The 16,866-nt window shown below is 54.1% G+C and carries 16 protein-coding genes; 6 read left to right on the forward strand and 10 right to left on the reverse strand.

Annotated features, from left to right (window positions below; genetic code table 11):
- Positions 1-3: 3 nt before the first annotated feature.
- Positions 4-1,860, reverse strand: a complete 1,857-nt coding sequence (gene sppA / locus WC1_RS14225) for a signal peptide peptidase SppA (protein ID WP_016150108.1) — start codon at positions 1,858-1,860, stop codon at positions 4-6.
- Positions 1,861-2,035: 175 nt separating this feature from the next.
- On the opposite strand from sppA, the gene WC1_RS14220 reads away from it, so the two are divergent.
- The 3 genes from WC1_RS14220 (at position 2,036) to WC1_RS14210 (ending at position 5,698) form a co-directional block, all read left to right on the forward strand.
- A complete protein-coding gene (locus WC1_RS14220; protein ID WP_003030670.1) occupies positions 2,036-2,587 on the forward strand; it encodes an NAD(P)H nitroreductase in 552 nt (183 codons plus the stop codon).
- Positions 2,588-2,703: 116 nt separating this feature from the next.
- Positions 2,704-3,747 (forward strand): selenide, water dikinase SelD, encoded by a 1,044-nt coding sequence (gene selD, locus WC1_RS14215; protein ID WP_003840882.1) that lies wholly within the window; start codon positions 2,704-2,706, stop codon positions 3,745-3,747.
- Between the two features lie 4 nt (positions 3,748-3,751).
- Entirely contained in the window at positions 3,752-5,698 is a 1,947-nt protein-coding gene (locus WC1_RS14210; protein ID WP_003030667.1) for a DNA topoisomerase III, read from the forward strand.
- Positions 5,699-5,786: 88 nt separating this feature from the next.
- Here WC1_RS14210 and gdhA read toward each other — a convergent pair whose 3' ends face one another.
- Positions 5,787-7,130: an NADP-specific glutamate dehydrogenase gene (gdhA, locus tag WC1_RS14205; RefSeq protein ID WP_003832501.1), complete on the reverse strand. Its 1,344-nt coding sequence runs from the start codon at positions 7,128-7,130 to the stop codon at positions 5,787-5,789.
- Between the two features lie 237 nt (positions 7,131-7,367).
- Between gdhA and WC1_RS14200 the strand changes: the two genes are divergently transcribed.
- Positions 7,368-7,643, forward strand: coding sequence for a YnjH family protein (locus WC1_RS14200; RefSeq protein WP_016150109.1), 276 nt, complete (start codon positions 7,368-7,370; stop codon positions 7,641-7,643).
- Here the strand turns inward: WC1_RS14200 and WC1_RS14195 are convergent.
- On the reverse strand, positions 7,603-8,016 hold the full coding sequence (locus tag WC1_RS14195) for a pyrimidine (deoxy)nucleoside triphosphate diphosphatase (protein WP_016150110.1): 414 nt from the start codon (positions 8,014-8,016) through the stop codon (positions 7,603-7,605). The two genes, WC1_RS14200 and WC1_RS14195, sit on opposite strands and share 41 nt — an antisense overlap.
- A gap of 79 nt (positions 8,017-8,095) precedes the next feature.
- Here WC1_RS14195 and WC1_RS14190 point away from each other — a divergent pair, with 79 nt between their 5' ends.
- A complete protein-coding gene (locus WC1_RS14190; RefSeq protein WP_016150111.1) occupies positions 8,096-8,665 on the forward strand; it encodes a carboxymuconolactone decarboxylase family protein in 570 nt (189 codons plus the stop codon).
- The gene (locus WC1_RS14185; protein WP_016150112.1) at positions 8,658-9,281 is read left to right on the forward strand and encodes a CDP-alcohol phosphatidyltransferase family protein; all 624 of its coding nucleotides are present in this window, start codon (positions 8,658-8,660) and stop codon (positions 9,279-9,281) included. Before WC1_RS14190 ends, WC1_RS14185 begins: the two co-directional genes overlap by 8 nt.
- A gap of 44 nt (positions 9,282-9,325) precedes the next feature.
- Here WC1_RS14185 and WC1_RS14180 read toward each other — a convergent pair whose 3' ends face one another.
- The 7 genes from WC1_RS14180 to xthA all read right to left on the reverse strand — a co-directional run bounded on the left by WC1_RS14180 (position 9,326) and on the right by xthA (position 16,444).
- Entirely contained in the window at positions 9,326-10,633 is a 1,308-nt protein-coding gene (locus WC1_RS14180; RefSeq protein WP_016150113.1) for a sulfurtransferase, read from the reverse strand.
- A gap of 88 nt (positions 10,634-10,721) precedes the next feature.
- Complete coding sequence (locus WC1_RS14175) at positions 10,722-11,354, reverse strand: ATP-binding cassette domain-containing protein (RefSeq protein ID WP_016150114.1); 633 nt, start codon at positions 11,352-11,354, stop codon at positions 10,722-10,724.
- Positions 11,354-12,889: an ABC transporter permease family protein gene (locus WC1_RS14170; protein WP_016150115.1), complete on the reverse strand. Its 1,536-nt coding sequence runs from the start codon at positions 12,887-12,889 to the stop codon at positions 11,354-11,356. The genes WC1_RS14175 and WC1_RS14170 overlap by 1 nt, the downstream gene beginning before the upstream one ends.
- Entirely contained in the window at positions 12,862-14,031 is a 1,170-nt protein-coding gene (locus WC1_RS14165) for an ABC transporter substrate-binding protein (protein WP_016150116.1), read from the reverse strand. The genes WC1_RS14170 and WC1_RS14165 overlap by 28 nt, the downstream gene beginning before the upstream one ends.
- A gap of 31 nt (positions 14,032-14,062) precedes the next feature.
- Complete coding sequence (locus tag WC1_RS14160) at positions 14,063-14,761, reverse strand: TVP38/TMEM64 family protein (RefSeq protein WP_016150117.1); 699 nt, start codon at positions 14,759-14,761, stop codon at positions 14,063-14,065.
- A complete protein-coding gene (locus tag WC1_RS14155; RefSeq protein ID WP_196809699.1) occupies positions 14,758-15,414 on the reverse strand; it encodes a TVP38/TMEM64 family protein in 657 nt (218 codons plus the stop codon). Before WC1_RS14155 ends, WC1_RS14160 begins: the two co-directional genes overlap by 4 nt.
- 223 nt (positions 15,415-15,637) lie before the next feature.
- Positions 15,638-16,444, reverse strand: coding sequence for an exodeoxyribonuclease III (gene xthA / locus WC1_RS14150; RefSeq protein ID WP_016150119.1), 807 nt, complete (start codon positions 16,442-16,444; stop codon positions 15,638-15,640).
- Positions 16,445-16,866: the final 422 nt, after the last annotated feature.

The following is a 16,866-nucleotide window of genomic DNA, read 5'->3' on the forward strand; positions in this document are numbered from 1 at the left end:
TAGTTAGCGAACGTTGGCGCAGGTCAGGCAAAACGCATAGCGGTTTTGCGGATCGTTGAATGCGGCCAGCTTATCGCTTTCGGCTTTTACTGCACTGGCCGCAGAGGCCAGCGGAGGCGGGAGCATAGCCTGAATGGCGTCAGGCAGCATGGCACGAACGGAGCCTGACATGCTGTCCATCACCATATCAACGAATGTTGGTTCGTCCTGATAATACTCAATGTGCCACTGTTTCAGTTTGCCAAGCTCAGCCGCTTTCGCCACGGCGTCATCAAAATCACCCAGACTGTCTACCAGACCGTTGGCTTTTGCATCCTGTCCGGTCCAGACGTGGCCCTGCGCGATTTTGTCAATCTGCTCAGGTGTTGTTTTACGCGCATCTGCGACCAGCGTGATAAAGCGCTTATAGCCGTTCTCGATGCTAAGTTGCATCATTTGCTGCACTTCTGGTGGTAACGCTTTGGTGATGGAGATATCCGCCAGTGGGGATGTCGCCACGCCGTCGGTGTGTACGCCAATGGAATCCAGACTGTTTTCCACGGTGTTGATCACGCCAAAGATGCCGATTGAACCGGTCAGCGTGCTGGGGTTCGCCACAATGTAGCTTGCTGGGGTGGAGATCCAGTACCCACCGGATGCCGCCATGCCGCCCATGGAGACCACAACCGGTTTACCCGCCGTTTTTGCCGCAGCCAGCTCAGCACGAATGACTTCGGAGGCACTGACGCTGCCGCCAGGGCTGTTCACGCGCAGAACAATTGCTTTCACTTTCGGATCAAGACGGGCTTCGCGGATCTGCGCGGCAGTCGTGTCACCGCCCACATTCCCAGGGGTTTCTTCACCGTCCATAATCGCGCCATTGGCGAAGATAACGCCAATGCTGTCTCCAGTATCCGCTGGCGTTTTCAGTGAGTAATCGTAATAGCTGACAGCGCGATAATTTTTATCCGCTTTGCTCCAGCCAAACTGTTTGGTCAGCATTTTTTCGACTTCAGCGCTGGAGGCCAGTGCATCCACCAGTTTGTTGTCGAGCGCATATTTCGCGGTATCACCATCGACTTTTGTCAAACCGTCCAGCATGGCCTGTGCGCCAGGGAACACCTGCTGAGCAGGGATCTGGCGATTGGCAGCAACCGTGTCGAGATAGTTCTGCCACAGCTCGCCGATCCAGCGGCTGTCAGCTTCACGCGCGGCAGGAGACATATCATCACGGATAAACGGTTCTACGGCAGACTTATAAGTTCCGACACGGAACACGTGTGTGGAAACTTTCAGCTTGTCGAGCAGGGACTTGTAGTACAAACCGTTGGTGGCAAAGCCGTGCAGATCAATGGAACCCTGTGGAGAAAGATAAATTTTATTGGCGAAACTGGCGAGGTAGTACTGCCCCTGGCTGAAGTTATCGCCTACGGCAAAGACCGGTTTGCCGCTGTCGCGGAATTCCCGCAGCGCTTTACCGATATACTGCATGGAAGGCTGGTCGGCCCCGGCAAAATTTTTCAGATCCATCACAATGCCGGTGATGTTGCGATCATCTTTTGCCTGGCGAATAGTATTCACGATATCGAACAGGGAGTTTTCCTGCAGGCGATCGGAACTGGCACCAAACAGCTGACGACCAATAACGCTTAAGCGACTGGTGCTCGACGGCTTATCGACAATCACCCCCGAGATATCCAGCAGCAGTGCGCCTCGCTCAGCGTGTTCACTGGTATTGCTGCTGCTGACCTGCATCCAGATACCCACGCCCACCAGCACCAAGAAGATGAAGAACAGGTTAAGCACAAATTCACGGACGAAATTAAGTAATCGCCATGTCCATTTAAAAAATCCGGCAATAAATCGCCACAGGGTTCGCATGTATTCTCCCTACCGATTAACAACACGCCATCCCGAAATCCCGGAGAAAGGCGATAAGATGAGGCTATCGTAATGACCAGACAGGCACTTGTCAGCAGGAATCACCGCCTGTGCTGTAACAAAATCCGCTCACGTGTTAATTTTGTGAACAAATCTCATTGTTGGAGTTAAGCAAATGGATGCACTCGAATTACTTATCACCCGTCGTAGCGCTTCTCGTCTTGTCGAGCCGGCCCCGGCTGGAGAGCAACTGCAAAACATTCTGCGGGCGGGAATGCGCGCACCGGACCACAAAACGCTGCAACCGTGGCAATTCTATGTCATTGAGGGTGAAGGGCGTGAACGCTTTAGCACCGTACTTGAGAAAGGCGCGATTGCCGCAGGTAGCGATGAGAAAGCTCAGGAAAAAGCGCGCAACGCACCGTTTCGCGCGCCGCTGATTATTACCGTGGTGGCGAAATGTGAAGAAAACGACAAGGTTCCTCTGTGGGAACAAGAGATGTCTGCCGGTTGTGCGGTGATGGCTATGCAGATGGCCGCAATTGCCCAGGGCTTTGGCGGTATCTGGCGCAGTGGTGCATTAACCGAAAGTGCGGTCGTTCGTGAAGCATTCGACTGTCGCCCGCAAGATAAAATCGTCGGTTTCCTCTATCTGGGTACACCGCAGCTAAAAGCATCCACGACGATCAACCTTGCCGATCCGAGCGCATTCGTCCGTTATTTCTGATATCAACGGCAAAACTGTCTGGATTCTGAGCAAAGACACTCGAATTCAGACAGTCACTCTTACCACATCATGGAATGAGCGCTACCATATCCGGATTGCAATGACAGGAGATGTCCATGAGCGAGCAAGCTATTCGTTTAACGCAATACAGCCACGGAGCCGGTTGCGGTTGTAAAATTTCCCCAAAAGTGCTGGAAACCATCCTGCACAGCGAGCAGGCGAAGTTTGTTGATCCGAACTTACTGGTGGGTAATGAAACTCGCGACGACGCGGCCGTATACGATTTGGGAAACGGCACCAGCGTTATCAGCACCACCGATTTCTTTATGCCGATTGTCGATAATCCGTTTGATTTTGGCCGCATCGCCGCCACTAACGCCATCAGCGATATTTTCGCCATGGGCGGCAAACCGATTATGGCAATTGCTATTCTGGGCTGGCCGCTGGATAAGCTGGCGCCGGAAATCGCCCGCGAAGTCACCGAAGGCGGACGTTTTGCCTGCCGTCAGGCGGGTATTGCGCTGGCGGGCGGCCACTCTATCGATGCCCCAGAGCCTATCTTTGGCCTTGCGGTAACTGGCGTTGTGCCGACCGAACGCGTGAAGAAAAACAGCACCGCAGAGGCAGGGTGTAAGTTATTCCTGACCAAGCCTCTGGGGATTGGCGTTCTGACGACAGCAGAGAAAAAATCACTACTGAAGGAAGAACACAAAGGACTGGCGACAGAAGTGATGTGTCGGATGAACATTGCCGGTGCGGCATTCGCCGATATCGACGGCGTGAAAGCCATGACCGACGTTACCGGTTTTGGTCTGCTGGGGCATCTGAGTGAAATGTGTCAGGGCGCAGGCGTTCAGGCGCAAATTATCTACCAGGATATTCCTAAGCTGCCTGGCGTTGAAGAATACATCGCGCAGGGGGCGGTACCCGGCGGTACCCAACGTAACTTTGCCAGCTACGGACACCTGATGGGTGAAATGCCGCAATCGGTACGCGATCTGTTGTGCGATCCGCAAACTTCCGGTGGCCTACTGCTGGCGGTAACGCCGGAAGCTGAAGCCGAAGTGAAAGCGGCAGCGGCGCAGTTCGGTATCGATCTCACCGCCATTGGTGAGTTAGTGGAAGCTCGTGGCGGTCGCGCCATGGTTGAGATTCGTTAACTCGATGCGGTTGTTTATTGCCGAAAAACCAAGTCTGGCGCGTGCTATCGCCGATGTGCTGCCAAAGCCGCATCGCAAAGGCGATGGTTTTATCGAATGCGGAAATGGACAAGTGGTGACCTGGTGTATTGGTCACCTGCTTGAACAGGCGCAGCCGGATGCCTACGACAGTCGTTATGCTCGCTGGAGTCTGGTCGATCTGCCGATTGTCCCGGAAAAGTGGCAACTGCAACCGCGCCCCTCGGTGACCAAACAGCTCAACGTCATTAAGCGCTTTTTGCATGAGGCCAGCGAAGTTATTCACGCCGGTGACCCCGATCGTGAAGGGCAGTTGCTGGTGGATGAAGTGCTGGATTACCTGCAACTGGCGCCTGAAAAGCGCCAGAAGGTGCAGCGTTGCCTGATTAACGACCTCAACCCGCAGGCCGTTGAGCGGGCTATTGAGCGGCTGCGCGCCAACAGTGAGTTTATTCCGCTGTGCGTGTCGGCACTGGCGCGAGCGCGTGCGGACTGGTTGTACGGTATCAATATGACGCGCGCTTACACCATTCTCGGACGTAACGCGGGCTATCAGGGCGTACTTTCGGTCGGGCGCGTACAAACGCCGGTGCTCGGGCTGGTTGTGCGTCGTGATGAAGAGATTGAGAACTTCGTCGCCAAAGACTTCTTTGAAGTGAAAGCGCATATCGTAACGCCCGCCGATGAGCGGTTTACCGCTATCTGGCAGCCGAGTGAAGCGTGTGAGCCGTATCAGGATGAAGAAGGACGCTTGCTGAATCGCACGCTGGCTGAACACGTGGTGAACCGAATTAACGGTCAACCGGCGATAGTCACCAGCTATAACGATAAACGGGAATCAGAATCCGCGCCGTTACCGTTCTCGCTGTCGGCGTTGCAGATTGAAGCGGCGAAGCGCTTCGGTTTAAGTGCGCAAAACGTTCTGGATATCTGCCAGAAGTTGTATGAAACCCATAAGTTGATTACCTATCCGCGTTCGGATAGCCGTTATCTGCCGGAAGAGCACTTTGCCGGACGTCATGCGGTACTGAACGCGATTAGCGTCCATGCACCGGATCTGCTCCCGCAACCGGCGGTCAATCCCGATACGCGAAATCGCTGTTGGGACGACAAAAAAGTGGATGCGCACCACGCCATCATTCCTACCGCGCGCAGTTCGTCCATCAATCTGAATGACAACGAAGCGAAAATTTACAACCTGATTGCCCGTCAGTATCTGATGCAATTTTGCGCAGATGCGGTATTCAGGAAGTGCGTTATTGAGCTGGATATTGCCAAAGGCAAGTTTGTCGCTAAAGCGCGTTTTCTGGCGGAAGCCGGATGGCGCACGCTGCTTGGCAATAAAGAGCGCGACGAAGATAATGACGGGACGCCGCTGCCGGTGGTGGCAAAAGATGACGAACTGCTGTGCGAAAAAGGTGAAGTGGTTGAACGTCAGACTCAACCACCACGTCACTTTACCGATGCCACGCTGCTGTCAGCGATGACCGGGATTGCGCGATTCGTGCAGGATAAAGATCTGAAAAAGATCCTGCGCGCAACGGATGGTTTAGGTACGGAAGCGACGCGCGCCGGTATTATCGAACTGCTGTTTAAGCGCGGGTTCCTGGTGAAAAAAGGGCGGTATATTCATTCGACCGACGCAGGAAAAGCGCTGTTCCACTCGTTGCCAGAAATGGCGACGCGCCCGGACATGACCGCGCACTGGGAATCTATACTGACCCAAATCAGCGAAAAGCAATGTCGCTATCAGGATTTCATGCAGCCGCTGGTGGGGACGCTGTATCAGCTTATCGATCAGGCGCGCAGCACACCGGTACGACGCTTTCGTGGAATTGCTGCACCTGGCGGCAGTGGTGGCGATAAGAAAAAGAGTGCGCCGCGTAAACGTCCGGCGAAAAAAAGCCCGCCATCTGAAGAGGCGGGTCTGTAAGTTTGTAGGCCTGATAAGCATAGCGCATCAGGCTTAGCCGGATACGGCACCCGTGCCTTATCCGGCCTACGGGCCTGCAGAGACAATATTAAATCACACCCTGACCCAACATCGCGTCGGCAACCTTTACGAAGCCTGCGATGTTGGCGCCACGTACGTAGTTGGTCTGCTTGCTTTCGCCGCCGTATTCAACGCAGGCATGGTGAATATCCAGCATGATGTGGTGCAGGCGCGCATCCACTTTCTCCGCTTTCCAGCCCAGACGAGCGGCGTTTTGCGCCATTTCCAGACCGGATGTCGCTACACCACCGGCGTTAGCGGCTTTACCCGGTGCGAACAGTACACCTGCCTCGAGGAACAGATCGGTGGCCTCGATAGTGGTCGGCATGTTTGCCCCTTCGGCGACAGCTTTCACGCCGTTGGCGATCAATACGCGTGCTGCATCGACATCCAGCTCATTCTGCGTGGCACACGGCAGGGCGATATCGACCGGAACCGACCACGGCTGTTTGCCTTCCAGATAGGTCAGGCCAAATTCACGGGCGTAATCTGCTACACGACCGTCGCGGCTGTCTTTGATTGCGCACAGGCGCGCCAGTTTTTCTTTGGTAAATCCGCTTTCGTCGACTACGGTACCGCTGGAATCGGAGGCGGTAACCACCCGCGCGCCAAACTCCATGGCTTTCTCAATGGCGAATTGCGCCACGTTACCGGAGCCAGAAACCGCTACGCGCATGCCTTCAAAGCCCAGACCATGGCGTTTGAGCATCGCTTCGGTGAAATACACCAGACCGTAGCCGGTGGCTTCCGGGCGGATCAGACTGCCGCCGAAAGAGAGACCTTTACCGGTAAAGACGCAGGCGCTGTTGTTGGAGAGTTTTTTCATCATCCCGGCCATAAAGCCGACTTCACGGCCACCCACACCGATATCGCCCGCCGGAACGTCGGTATCGGGACCTAAATGGCGGAACAGTTCGGTCATCAGCGCCTGGCAGAAACGCATAATTTCGCCTTCGCTTTTCCCTTTCGGATCGAAATCGCTCCCGCCTTTACCCCCGCCCATTGGCAGGGTGGTGAGGGCATTTTTAAACGTCTGTTCGAAGCCAAGGAATTTCAGGATCGACAGGTTCACGGAAGGGTGGAAACGCATACCGCCTTTGTATGGGCCAATGGCAGAGCTAAACTGCACGCGCCATGCGCGGTTGACCTGCACCTGATTGCGATCGTCCAGCCATACTACGCGGAACTGGATCACGCGCTCCGGTTCAACCAGACGTTCCAGCAATGACATCTGGCGATAACGCGGGTTTTGCTCAAGGAAAGGCCACAGCGTGGTCATTACCTCACGAACGGCTTGCGCGAACTCGGTTTGATTCGGGTCGCGCTTTTGCACATGGTTAAGGAATGACTCCAGAGAACATGTCTGATCCATAGATATAAGAACCTCTTATGTATTGATATGGTTATATTTTTGATTTTTGTGTTAAGTGTTGTGCAGTTTTTGACTATACCATCAGCACTGTGACGCGACGCAAGAAAAAATTAACCCCGCTAAGTAAATTAATATTGCGTCGTGGGTCATAACCAAAAACGATGATCGAAGAGGCTAAAGTTTCTGCCGATTTATACCGTTATACTGAGCATAATTGTCAGTTAAAAAGGAAAGAATATGCGCCGTTTAATCGTGGCAGGCGTGTTGGCCCTGGTGTCCGGCGCGACGCTGGCAAATCAGCCTTATCGCCCGGATGTGCAGGTTAACGTACCGCCGGAAGTGTTCAGTTCCAGCGGTCAGCGGGCGCAGCCCTGTAGCCAGTGCTGTATTTATCAGGATCAAAACTATTCAGAAGGGGCAGTGATTAAAGCTGACGGCGTCTTGCTTCAGTGCCAACGCGATGAGAAAACGATCAGCACAAATCCGCTGGTCTGGCGTCGCGTAAAAGAATAAACGCTTCCAGTAGTGGGATATCGGCAGGCGCCAGCGGATAACGCAGCGCCTCTTCGGGTGAACACCAGACGATATCCTGATGTTCATACGCCTTCAGTTCCCCCTGATATGACGGTACATGCCAGGCATGTAAGTGGATCAGTCTGCCCGAAACCTCGCGCTGATGACTGGCAATGTAGCGCCCCACGACTGCTTCAATGCCCAACTCTTCACGCAGTTCACGGAACAGCGCCTCGGGTTGACTTTCGCCCGGTTCAACCTTACCGCCGGCAAACTCCCACATGCCTGACTGATCCGCCTGTAGCGGACGCTGAGCCAGTAAAATTTTGCCATCACGTTCAATGATAGCGGCGACCACATCAAGGGTTTTCATTATATTCATCAAGATCTAACAGCAGAAAATGACATACTATCGTTATCTTTGTTTTATCTAAAGTATTCAGGAGCCACCGTTGAACGAACCTCAGTCGTGGGTAAAGCCGTTAACGCGTATCCCTTCCAGTCTAAAACCGCTCGTTGCTACGCAGAAAAAACATTATGGCGATGTGCTGCATCCCACGCGCTGGTGGGGGCGGATGCCGTTTCTGTTCTGGCTGGTGGCGCTGTTTGTCGGGTTTCTGGAGCGTAAAAAGGCGCGCTTAACGCCGGTGATGCGCGCGCTGTTGATGACCCGCGTTTCTCAGGTGTGCCACTGCGTTTTCTGCGTTGATGCCAACAGTTTACGGCTGGCTGAACGCTGTGGCGCTCTGGATAAAGTCTTACAGGTTGCCAACTGGCAAGAATCGGCGCTATTTAGCGCAGAAGAGCGAGTAGCTCTGGCCTATGCCGATGCGGTGACCGCAACGCCTCCACAGGTTGACGATGCGCTGAAAGCGCAGATGAAGCAGCATTTTAGCGATGATGCCATTACGGAAATGACCGCGCTGATTGCGTTTCAAAATCTCTCGGCGCGTTTTAATGCTGCTCTCGATATTCCTTCCCAGGGGCTGTGCGACAGCTTTAAAGGACGCCCGCATGCTTGATCGTCATATTCATCCGCGATTAAAACCGCTTTTGCATCGCTGCGTAAGCATTATTGATAAACCGGCGATTACCCCGGATGGGCTTACGCTGGTCGGTTTTGCCATTGGCGTGTTGGCCTTGCCATTTCTGGCGTTAGGCTGGTATCTGGCAGCGCTGGCGGCCATTGTGCTCAATCGGCTTTTTGATGGGCTGGATGGGGCTCTGGCGCGGCGCAGAGGGCTAACCGACGCAGGCGGATTTCTTGATATCTCGCTCGATTTTCTGTTTTACGCCTTAGTGCCATTCGGTTTTATGCTCGCCGATCCGGCGGCTAACTCGCTGGCTGGCGGCTGGCTGCTGTTCGCCTTTATGGGAACCGGCAGCAGCTTTCTGGCCTTTGCCGCGCTGGCGGCGAAACATCAAATTGATAACCCGGGCTACGCGCATAAATCGTTTTATTATCTGGGGGGACTGACCGAAGGTACTGAGACGATTTTGCTATTTGTGTTGGGTTGTCTGTTCCCGGAATATTTTGCCGTGATGGCGTGGGTCTTTGGCGCGCTGTGCTGGATGACGACATTTACCCGGATCTGGAGCGGATACCTGACACTGAAAGCGGTCCAGCGTCAGGCGTAGCGTATTGCGTTGCCGGATATGCTTATCCGGCAATAATGACAATCTTACTTACTGGCGTCCGGGCCCCGTTCACCGCTGGCAACCGGATTTTTTGGATTGCTGCTCCACTCATACCAGCCGCCGTCGTAGACGGAGACGTTTTTCCAGCCCATCGCGCGGGCATACATAAACGTTTCTGAAGCGCGCCAGCCGGTACCGCAATAGAAAGAGACCTGTTGATTCGGCAGGATATTCCATTGCTTCCACATGGCGGCGATGTCATCCGCGCTGCGCATGGTGCCATCCGGGTTATGAAAATCTTCCATATGCGTGGAGTCGCTGCCAGCGTGGCCCCAACGTGCACCTGCAATCTCACCTTTTGGCTTAATGTAGCTATAGCCACTGGTGGTACCGACAAATTCTGGCCATGAACGAATGCTCACCAAAGACGCATCCTGGCGATGCAGCAGACCGCGAGCCTGTTCCATATCGAGCATCAACTGCGGCTGGGCAGGGATTTTCACGCCGAAATCAGGTTCTGGTTTCACCGTTGGCGGAGTGCCGCGTTCGACCGGTAAACCTGAGTCGGACCAGGTTTGCCAACCGCCGTCGAGAAGACGAACATCTTTCACGCCTGCGTAAAGCATAATTTGCGCCACGCGAGCGGCGGCATAGACATCGCGACCGTATAAAATCACCGTGGTGTCGTGGCGGATACCGTGTTTCGCCAGCATCGCTTTGAGCTGCGCGTCGGAAACTTTATTCCACAGCGGTTCGCTTTCAACTTCGTTGGTATCAATGTAGCCCGCACCAGGGATGTGGCTGAGCAGATACAACTTCGGCGCGCCCCAGGCGGCCTCAATCACTTTCCAGTCACCCGCCGGTTTAGCGGTTACGTTTTTACCCTGCTGCAGGTCGTGCAGCCACTGCGGGTACACCAGCTGTTCGAAGTGCGGCAGACGTTGCAGGCGGGCTGGGTCCGTAAGCGCATCGCTGAGGGTGGAGATATGGTTAAAGCCAACTTTTTGCAGGCGGGCTTTGACAGCCTGTATGTCGTTATCGCTACCATACAGCGCTACTGGCACATCAGTTTTCAACTGATGTGACTGAACCCAGGCGCTGAGTTGTTCATCATTCATCTTGTCGAGCCAGGCGGCAGACAGGTTCAGTGCGGAAGGTTCGTGTCCTGAAGGACCATTAAGCGACTGCGGCCAGCCGTTGTAAAAAGCGCTCTGACGGGTATCGATCGCCGCGCCTTGCTTTTGCTGTAACTGGTCGAGGGTGAGCGTCTGTGCTGTTTCAGCTGCCCAGGAAGAAGCGCAAGCGAGCCCTAAAGCCAGTGCCAGCGCGGTCATTTGAGAAACACGTTTCATCGAATAGCCCGACGTTGAAAAAAAGAGGACGACATTCTGTGCCGCCGGTTAAGTAAAAACCTTGCGTTAACGCAGCATATCGCCACATTCACGCCCAGTTTTCCATCTGAAGTACGCGGCCTGCTGGCGGAACGTCCTGCGCGTCATGGGTCACCTGTACCACCGGGATCCCCAACTTACGCACCTCGGTGAAGACCCATTGGCGAAAGGTGTCGCGTAGCGACGCATCCAGCCGACTAAAGGGTTCATCAAGTAACAGTGCCTGGGGCTGAGCCAGTAGCGCGCGGAGCAGGGCGACACGCGAGCGTTGTCCGCCGGAGAGCGACGCCGGATCGCGCGAATAAAAACCGGCCAGGTCAGCGCGCGCGAGAGCACTTTCCACCGCATGTCGTCTGGCGGAACCCTGCAGGCTGGCAGGTAGGGCCAGCAGTAAATTCTGCCCAACGCTGAAATGGTCAAACAACAACGCATCCTGGAACAGAATGCCAATCTGGCGCTGCGCCGTAGGCAGCGCGTCAACGCGTCGTTCGTTGAGCCACAGCTCGCCTGATGCCTGTAACTGAGGCGACAACGCCCCGACCATCCACGAAAACAACGAGGACTTTCCGCTGCCGGAAGAACCCATAATCGTGACAATGTCACTTTTATCAACCTGAAAGGTAACGTTCTTCAGCAGCGCAGTCGCACCCTGGTACAACGAAACGTTTTGCACAATGAGCATTAGCGGAGTCCTTGTCGAAAGCGGCCAATCCACGCGGCGAGAAAGGCTGCGAGCGCGAAAACGAGCAGTGGTAGAAGAAGCTGCCACAACGCTTGTGTTGCCAGAATCTCGCTGCTACCGCCGCTGCTTAATGCCACCGCTTCGGTGGTCAGCGTGGAATAGCGTCCGGCACCTAGCCACAGCGTCGGCATATACTGGGCGATACTGACCGAGAAGCCAACCGCGAAGGCAATCAATGCCGGACGCACCAGCTGCGGGCATTTCACCAGCCAGAATATCCGCCCCTGCGACCAGCCCAGCGTTTGTGCAATCAAAATTAATCGCGGGTCAATGCGCTGCCAGGCCGGTTTAAGCACAAATAGCATCCAGGGCATCACCCACAGCAGGTGGCCCCAGATAATGGTTGTCATCAGTCCATCCTGTTCGGCATATAACGCCAGCAGATATTGTCCGGTTACCAGTGGTAGCGCAGGCAAAATGAGCGGTAGCCAGACCCAGCGGTGCCCGGTTTGTGGACCCCATTCCAGCCAGACAAAAAGTATCAGTAGCGCTAACACGCTGGAAAGGAGCCCTAGCTGCAGGCTATTGCTGAGCGCCTCGTGGTTTAGTGAGGAATAGCTGGCGATAAGCGCCAGTACAAGCGCGCATACCACACCGCTGACGGGCAAGATCTGTACCAGCGGGCGTGCGATTGTTATAGGTGAAAAATGCAGGCGTTCACCATTTACTGCCGGGATAGTACGTCGCCAGGCGCGCCACAACAGATAACTCACCAGCGCGATAATGAGGAGTAACAGCACCAGCAACAGGCTGGCGAGTGCGCCTTTCGCCTGCTGTTCGACATCGCCCTGACTGAGCCATTGCCAGCTCAATACGGCCAGTGTTGGCGGATTTCCGGGGCCGAGGACGATTGCCACATCCACAACGGAGAGTGACCAGGCAACAATCGCCAGCATAGCTTTGCCTAATGCCGGGCCGATAGCGGGCAGTACCAGCCAGTTCAGGCATTGCAGTCGGCTGTAACCCAGCGAATCCAGCACGATAACCTGCTGCGAAAGTTGTTTTTCACTCAGTAGAGCCGAGAGGATCCATAACAAAAAAGCGCTCTCTTTCACCGCCAGCGTCACGCCAAGCCCAATGCCGTAACGGTCTGGCTGTGGGCTGAGGAACGGAAGCCATTGCCAGATTTTACCGCCTTCGGCAAAAACCAACAGCACGCTGGTGGCGAAGGCAACATGCGGGATCGCCAGCAGCCACGGAAGACGGGTGCTTAGTCGCGCCCAGCCTGCACCGGGCCATAAAGCGAGGATCGCCAGCAGCGCGATGATTAGTGCGCCGCCGGCAGCCAGTCCTGTGGAAACAAGCGTCGCCAGTAACGCCTGCGGAAGTTGAGGGTCGGCAAAGAGAGCCAGCCAATGGGTTAGGCTAAGGGCTGGCGCTATCAGAGAGAAAGCCGCTGGCACCAACGGCAGATAAACTGCCGCCATGATGGCCCAGAGTAGCAAAATTAATGCGTACCGTAGCGGCGTAGCCATTCTTGTTCCAGAGCGTTTACCCAGGCAGCATGCGGTTCCGGCAGAACGGCAGGGAGTCCTTGTGGGATCCGTGCCAGCAGCGCATCACGCTGTTCGACAGGTAATTTTTGTGGATCAAGCACCGAAGGATCTCCCCAGACAGTTGAGTCGGCTTTACGCAGTTGTGCTTCGGGCGAGAGCAGGAAGTTTGCCACGACTTTTGCTGCGGCACTGGCGCGGGCATTCGCCGGAATGGCAACAAAGTGCACGTTGCCGAGCATGCCCTGTGAGAAACCAAAACTGTAGCTGCTTTTAGGCAATTCGCCGCTGGCTACTTTTTGCTGCGCGTGGGCTGGGTTAAAGGTCAATGACAAACGCAGGGTGCCGCTATTGAGCAGTACATCCATTCGTGCTGGCGTGGGCGGAAAATCTTTGCCTTCACGCCAAAGTACAGGGTGCAAGGTATCAAGATAATGCCACAATGGCGCGGTAACGTCGGCGAATGTCGCTGCATCTGGCGCAACTTTCAATGCTTGTGGTTTGGTGGTGAGCGAAATTAACAACTGCTCCAGAAACGCCGTGCCGGTAAAGTCTGGCGGGCGCGGATAGGTCACCGTGCCAGGGTGCGCCTGCGCAAATTCAAGCAGTGCCTGCGGAGATTGCGGCGGCTGTGCGGTGAGATCGCGCCGGGCAATAAAGGTGAGTTGGGCACCGCCCCACGGTGATTCAGCCCCCTCCGTTGGAACGGAGAAATCTTCGGTCACCGGTTTCTGGGTATCAACATAGCGCCAGTTAGGCAGCGTTTGCGCCCACTGAGTTTGCAGAAGCCCGGCTTCTTTCAGGGTGCGGAAGTTTTCGCCGTTAACCCACAATAAATCGACAGAACCCCCGGTTTTTCGCCCGGATGCTGCTTCTGTCTGGATACGTTTTACCGCGTCGGCGGCATCTGCGAGACGTACGATTTTCAGGTTAATTGCATAGTGCGTTTTCATCTCGCCGCTAACCCAATCGAGATACTGGTTAACTGCATTGTCGCCACCCCAGGCGTTGAACCACACCGTCTGACCGCGGGCATCATTTTTGATTTGTTGCCAGCCGTCGTCCTGGGCAAACGTCGCCAGCGGATAGAGCATTAAACTCAGGCACAATAAGCAGTAACGCATAGTATCTCCATGGCTAAAAATGGGGGAAGTCTCAGGTTTTATTTCGCTGACGTTCAAGATAAATGCTTCTCGCCACTGAAATTATTACGCTCAGAGCGAACAGGATGAACAGGCCGGTTACAAACCAAAATGTACCGCCGGTTAACAAGCTACCCGCCCATGAATAGACGATAGTGGCGGGTAACTGACCGATGCCGGTGGCGATGAAAAAATGGCGAAACCGAATCGCGGTCAGGCCTGCTGCGTAGCTTACCGGATCGAACGGTACAAAAGGTAACAGGCGACAGACCAGAATGGTGTGCTTGCCATAGCGCTCGAAAAAAGCGTCCATGTTGTTCAACACCGTTTTTCCGGTCAGTTTCTCCACCGCGCCACGGCCTAAAACGCGGGCAATAAAAAAGCACAGCGCCGCGCCTGCCATTGCGCTGCACCAGGACAATATGCCGCCCCAAAATGCACCAAACAGCGAGGCGTTGGCAAAGGTGATCACAAAAGCGGGAAGCGGGGCGACGATGGCCTGCAAGATCATCAGGAAGAATGAAACGACCGCCGCCTGAGTTCCGTAAGAACGAATAAAATTCTCAATTGCATGCTGATCGAGCGTGGCAAATGCCGCCAGGCTGCTGTGGAGAAAATCGCTCACGCCAGGTATCCACGCCCACGCTATCAGCGCGAGCAGCAGAAGGATTATCACTCCTGCGCGGTAGTAATGGATGCGTCGTTTTATCATTTATCTGCGCACTCGTGAGGAGCTGATGGATCGACATGCTTATAACGGGCCCAGGCTTTGGTTGCCTGTACGAGGGCGAATAACGCCAGCCCCGCCACGCTGAGCTTACCGATAAATGCCCAACTAATTCCTTCGCTGGCCAGTTCGTACGACATCAGCGTATAAATAAAAATGCCTGGTAAAGTGGTTGCCGCAGATATCACGGTAAATGACCAGAACGGAATAGCCGTCAGCCCATAGGCGTAATTTTGAATGTTGTAAGGGAACAGCGGCACGAGCCGGGTGAGGATCAGAAAGTCAACTCCGCTATGGGCAATACCTTTTTCGATAGCCTGAAACATTGTCGTATGCCCAACGTATTTCAGGAGCAGATCCCGTCCAAGCCAGCGAGCCAGCAAAAACGACAGCGCCGAGGCCACGGTTGCTGCCACTAACGAGATAAGCGTCCCCGCCACGGGGCCAAACAGCACACCGCCGACGATCACCAGGATGCTGCCGGGGATCAGACACAGCGCAGCAACAATAAACAGCAGGATATAAAGCGTATAGCCGAACATACCGCTTTGGCGGATGACGTCTTGCAAATGATGGAAATTGGTTATCAGGTCGGTCAGACCATAATGATGGAAAACTCCCGCCAGAACGCAGAACAGGACCGCGACAATCAGCAGCCGGTATTCTGCTTTATGCGAACTTCTTTTTCATGGGGGTTCTCCTGTAAAACCGAGTGCAATGGAGCATTTTCGTCAGCGAAAAGTGCGCGCGAAGATATAATAAATTCCCGGCCGCAACAATGTATTACCGTCGCTTTATTGATTTTGCACAGAATAAACAGACTCTCCAGGCCGGGCCCGGAGAGTAACAAAACATAGAAGGTCAGACGCGGAATTTAGCCCATACCGGCGCATGGTCGGACGGTTTTTCCATACTGCGAATTTCATAGTCGATGCCGGTTTCTTCGCAGCGTTCCGCCAATGGGTTGCTCGCCAGCAGCAGATCGATACGCAGGCCACGGTTATCGTCAAAGCCTTTTGAGCGGTAATCAAACCACGAGAACTGGTCATTCTTTTCAGGATTTGCGTGACGGTAGGTATCCACCAGACCCCAGCCCAGCAGGCGTTCCATCCACTCACGCTCCTCCGGCAGGAAGGAACATTTTCCGGTACGCAGCCAGCGTTTACGGTTCTCTTCGCCAATGCCGATATCGAGATCGGTTGGGCTAATATTCATATCGCCCATGATCAATACAGGATTGTTGCGCTTCAACTCTGTCTCAAGATAGTTTTGCAGGTTCTGGTAAAACGCGGCTTTGGCCGGGAATTTAGTTTCATGGTCGCGGCTTTCGCCCTGCGGGAAATAGCCGTTGATCACAGTGATGTTGCCCAGAGGGGACGGAATTTCTGCCATGATAATACGACGCTGCGCTTCTTCGTCATCGCCCGGGAAGCCACGACGTACCGCAATTGGCGTTTCTTTCGTTAACAACGCGACGCCGTAATGGCCTTTCTGGCCGTGATAAAAGACGTTGTAACCGAGCTTTGCTACCTCTTCGAGAGGGAACATATCGTCGTGGACTTTTGTCTCCTGTAAGCCAATAACATCCGGTTGATGTTTTTCGACAATGGCTGCCAGTTGATGGGGACGGGCACGCAGGCCGTTGATATTAAAAGAGACAAATTTCATAGTCACTGCCACTTTGCAAGATGAATAGTGCAAGGATGGTAGCAGAATTTCTGCAGACTGACTGCTTCTTGTCACCTGATTCCAACAATGATTGCTAATGGTGTTAACGATGGAGCAAAAACTGCACCGTTTTGGCGCGAAGCGCGCCGGAATGGAGCAATAATTTCCGAAAAATTTCGTATACGATCACAATTCCAGAATTATATTTGGCGACTGAATAAAACTGCGTTTTTTCCTCTGTTTAGTCACCTGATGCGCAAACATATTCACTTTATATGCACGTATAGTGAATATCGTCACGTTGTAACCTGTTGATATTCCGTCCTCGACCTCCGTTTATGCACTTTTTTCGCTGGCTGGCACGAACCCTGCAATCTACATTTACACCGCAAACACTATATTTATTAACATATAAATAACCT

The organism is Citrobacter sp. KTE30 (assembly GCF_000398825.1).
Taxonomy (GTDB): Bacteria; Pseudomonadota; Gammaproteobacteria; order Enterobacterales; family Enterobacteriaceae; genus Citrobacter; species Citrobacter freundii.